This is a genomic window from Propioniciclava sp. (assembly GCF_036744435.1).
In the GTDB taxonomy this organism is placed as follows: Bacteria; Actinomycetota; Actinomycetes; order Propionibacteriales; family Propionibacteriaceae; genus Propioniciclava.
On record NZ_DAIOIA010000190.1, the window covers coordinates 1 to 3,153 of the forward strand.

The 3,153-nt window shown below is 72.8% G+C and carries 5 protein-coding genes; 4 read left to right on the top strand and 1 reads right to left on the bottom strand.

The genetic code is table 11. From position 1 onward, the window contains the following. Both V7E09_RS14920 and V7E09_RS14925 read left to right on the top strand, forming a co-directional pair. A partial coding sequence (locus V7E09_RS14920) for a sensor histidine kinase (protein ID WP_324523650.1) occupies nt 1–234 on the top strand: 234 nt, incomplete at its 5' end. An 11-nt stretch (nt 235–245) separates the two neighbouring features. Continuing rightward, entirely contained in the window at nt 246–899 is a 654-nt protein-coding gene (locus V7E09_RS14925) for a response regulator transcription factor (protein ID WP_324523651.1), read from the top strand. Between the two features lie 69 nt (nt 900–968). Here V7E09_RS14925 and V7E09_RS14930 read toward each other — a convergent pair whose 3' ends face one another. Then, nucleotides 969–1,400 carry a VOC family protein gene (locus tag V7E09_RS14930; protein ID WP_324512235.1) on the bottom strand — a complete coding sequence of 144 codons (432 nt, stop codon included), beginning with the start codon at nt 1,398–1,400 and terminating at the stop codon, nt 969–971. 145 nt (nt 1,401–1,545) lie between these two features. On the opposite strand from V7E09_RS14930, the gene V7E09_RS14935 reads away from it, so the two are divergent. Beyond that, the gene (locus V7E09_RS14935; RefSeq protein ID WP_324512234.1) at nt 1,546–2,328 is read left to right on the top strand and encodes a siderophore-interacting protein; all 783 of its coding nucleotides are present in this window, start codon (nt 1,546–1,548) and stop codon (nt 2,326–2,328) included. Nucleotides 2,329–2,447: 119 nt separating this feature from the next. Beyond that, nucleotides 2,448–3,153 (top strand): PQQ-dependent sugar dehydrogenase (locus V7E09_RS14940; protein ID WP_324523652.1); only part of this gene is annotated, 706 nt, incomplete at its 3' end.

Sequence of the window (3,153 nt, forward strand, 5' to 3'; positions counted from 1 at the left end):
GCCAAGCACGCCGGGGCGTCCCGGGTCGCGGTGAGCGTGCACCGGGTCGGGGGCGGCGTGGAGGTTCGCGTCGACGACGACGGCCGGGGAGGCGCCCACGAGGGCAAGGGCGCAGGGCTGCGCGGCCTGCGCGACCGCGTCGAGGGGCTCGGTGGCACCCTGGTGGTGTCTTCCCCGGACGGCGGACCCACCACGGTGACCGCCTTCCTGCCCACCGCGGGCGACCCGCACTGATCGGAGCACCCATGCGCCTCGTGATCGCCGACGACTCCGCCCTGCTCCGCGAGGGGCTGCAGGCGCTGTGCACCGAAGCCGGTCATGAGGTCGTGGCGGCCGTCGGCGACGGCCCCGCCCTGATCGACGCCGCCGCCCGACACCGGCCTGACGTCGCGGTGATCGACATCCGGATGCCGCCCAGCCACACCGACGAGGGGCTGCGCGCCGCCCTCACGCTTCGGCGCCAGCGTCCCGGTGCCGCGATCCTGCTGCTGAGCCAGTACGTCGAGGTCGCCTACTTCGACGACCTGGCGGCGACCGGAACCGGCGCGCTGGGCTACCTGCTCAAGGATCGCGTCTCCGAGGTCGACGAGTTCCTCGCCGCCCTGGAGACCGTCGCGTCGGGCGGCAGCGTCCTCGACCCCGACGTCGTGCAGCAACTCCTGCGCCGCCGCCGCGACCCGATCACCACCCTCACCCCGCGCGAACGCGACGTGCTCGCCCTCATGGCGCAAGGCCACTCCAACGCCCGGATCGCCGCCGAGTTGGTCGTCACCGAAGGGGCGGTCGAGAAGCACACCCAGCGGATCTTCGCGAAGCTGAACCTGGGCCCCGAGCCCGGCTCGCATCGCCGGGTGACCTCCGTGCTCTCCTACCTCGGCTCCGACCTGACCCACGGTTGACCCGGCCGGACCGAGAAGCGACGACCCTGCGGCGGGCGGCACGGACTGGTAGTGGTCCGCCTGCAGGCGTCACAGCAGCGACGGCGCCCAGCCCTCGGGGGCGGTGAGGTTCACCATCCACTGCACGCCGAACCGGTCGGTCACGTCCCCGTAGAAGGATCCCCACTCCTGCGCGGTCAACGCGACGCCGATGCTGCCGTCGACGCCCAGCGCGGCGAACCAGCCGACGACCGTGTCGGCGTCGGCAGCCCCCTCGGCCATGAACGCGAGGTACACCCGCGTCCCGCCCCAGGTGTCCTCGGCGCCTGGCTGCGCGTCGGAGGCCATGAGGGTGAAGTGGTCGGTGACCAGCCGGGCGTGCATGATGCCGTCCACGCCGTCACCATTGTCGGGCAGGGGGAGGTAATCCGCGTGGCCACCGAAGATCTCGCGGTAGTGCTCGAAGGCGGTGCGGCTGACGCCGAGAGGGAAGTTCAGGTACGGCACGAGGCTGATGGACATGGTTCCTCCAGTGAGGTGAACGTGGCGCGAGAACCCCGCGCGTCGGTCACTCTAGGAGCCGTCGCCGACAGCCCACCAGGGTCCGCGGTGCGGAGTTCCCACGACCACGGACCTACCCGGCGTCCGGGATCGCTAGCCTGTCCCGGTGACCAGACGAGGGCCCGGCTACCCGGCGACCGTGCTGTCCCGCACCCTGGTGGACGACCACCTGGTCCGCCTGGAACTCGGCGGGCCGGGGCTGGCCGGGTTCGCGTCCACGGGGATCCCCGACGAGTGGGTCGGGCTGGTCGTCCCGGGCCAGTTCCAGTCGCGCTACTACACCGTCCGCGCGTGGGACGGCTCCCGGCTCGTCCTCGACGTCGTGCTGCACCCCAGCGGGCTGGTGACCCAATGGGCGGCCGGGGACTGCGTCGGCGACGAGGTGACGATCCAGGACGCCCAAGGCTCCTTCTCCGCCGCGGTGGACGCCCCGTGGGTGTGGCTGGTGGGCGACCTGACCGCGCTGCCTGCCATGGCGCGGATCGCCGAGTCGCTGCCCCCCGGCGTCGATCTGCGGGTGTGGGCCGAGGCGCCAGCGCCGATCCCCGGCTACTTCCCCGAGGCGTTGACGGCGTCCGGGGCGCTCACCTGGCTGACGGCAGAGCTAGAGGGCAGCGGGCTGGCGTCCGTGGTCGAATCCCTGACGTGGCCCAGCGGTGCGGGGCACTTCTGGATGGCCGGGGAGTCCGCGCAGATGCGGGCCATCCGCCGCCACCTGATGCACGACCTGGCCGACGCGTCCTTCACTCACGACGTGATGGGCTACTGGCGTCACGCCGCCCGCGCCCCGCGTCGGGCCGCCGACCCGGGTCCCGTCTACCGGGCCGGCAAAGCCGCCGGGAAGTCGGACGCCGAAATCTGGGCCGACTACGACGCGCAGCGGGACTGAAGCGCAGCGAGACTGAAGCGCGCAGCGGGCGAGGGCGACCCTGCTCGGGACCCTCACACGGCATCCCTGGATTCGCCCAAGCCGGAAGGACGCTTGGCGCAGGTCGGTAGCGTTTCGCCATGTCAGCCTCACGCATCTGGGCCGCGCTCGTCGCGCTGACGGCCTTCGCCCTGGTCGGCTGCACCTCTTCGACGCCGGGGCCCTCCGCACCCGCGACGTCCGTCCCCAACACTTCCCTCCCGGCCAGCCCCTCCGCCCCCAGCACGCCCGCCTTCTCGGTCGAGCCCCGCGCCACGTTCGAGACGCCCTGGGCGATGGCGTTCCTGCCCGGCACACCCTGGCTGGCGATCACCGAACGCACCGGAGCCCTGCATCTGCTCGATCCGGCGTCCGGACGCAGCGTCGCGGTGGCGGGGGTGCCCAGCGTCCGGGCGGCGGGGCAGGGAGGGCTCGGTGACATCGTTCCCGGGCCCACGTTCGCCGCCGACTCGGTCGTGTACCTGAGCTGGGTGGAGGGCGACGGCGCGTCCTCGGGCGCGGTGGTCGGGTCCGCGCGGCTCGTTGTCGAGGGTGACGCGGCCCACCTGGAAGGGATGAGGGTGCTCTGGCGGCAGCCACCGACCACCGGGACGGGTCACTTCAGCCAACGGCTGGCGTTCTCCCCCGATGGTGCGCACCTATTCGTCAGCTCCGGGGATCGCCAGAAGATGACCCCCGCCCAGGACCTCACCTCCGGCCTGGGTGCCATTCTGCGGCTCCTGCCGGACGGGACACCCGCCCCGGGCAACCCGTTCGCCGACCGGGGCGGACGCGCCGCGCAGGTGT

What these genes read in the sequence shown, in the direction of transcription:
- V7E09_RS14930 (WP_324512235.1), bottom strand. Translation starts at nt 1,400, where the DNA reads ATGTCCATCAGCCTCGTGCCGTACCTGAACTTCCCTCTCGGCGTCAGC.
- V7E09_RS14925 (WP_324523651.1), top strand. Translation starts at nt 246, where the DNA reads ATGCGCCTCGTGATCGCCGACGACTCCGCCCTGCTCCGCGAGGGGCTG.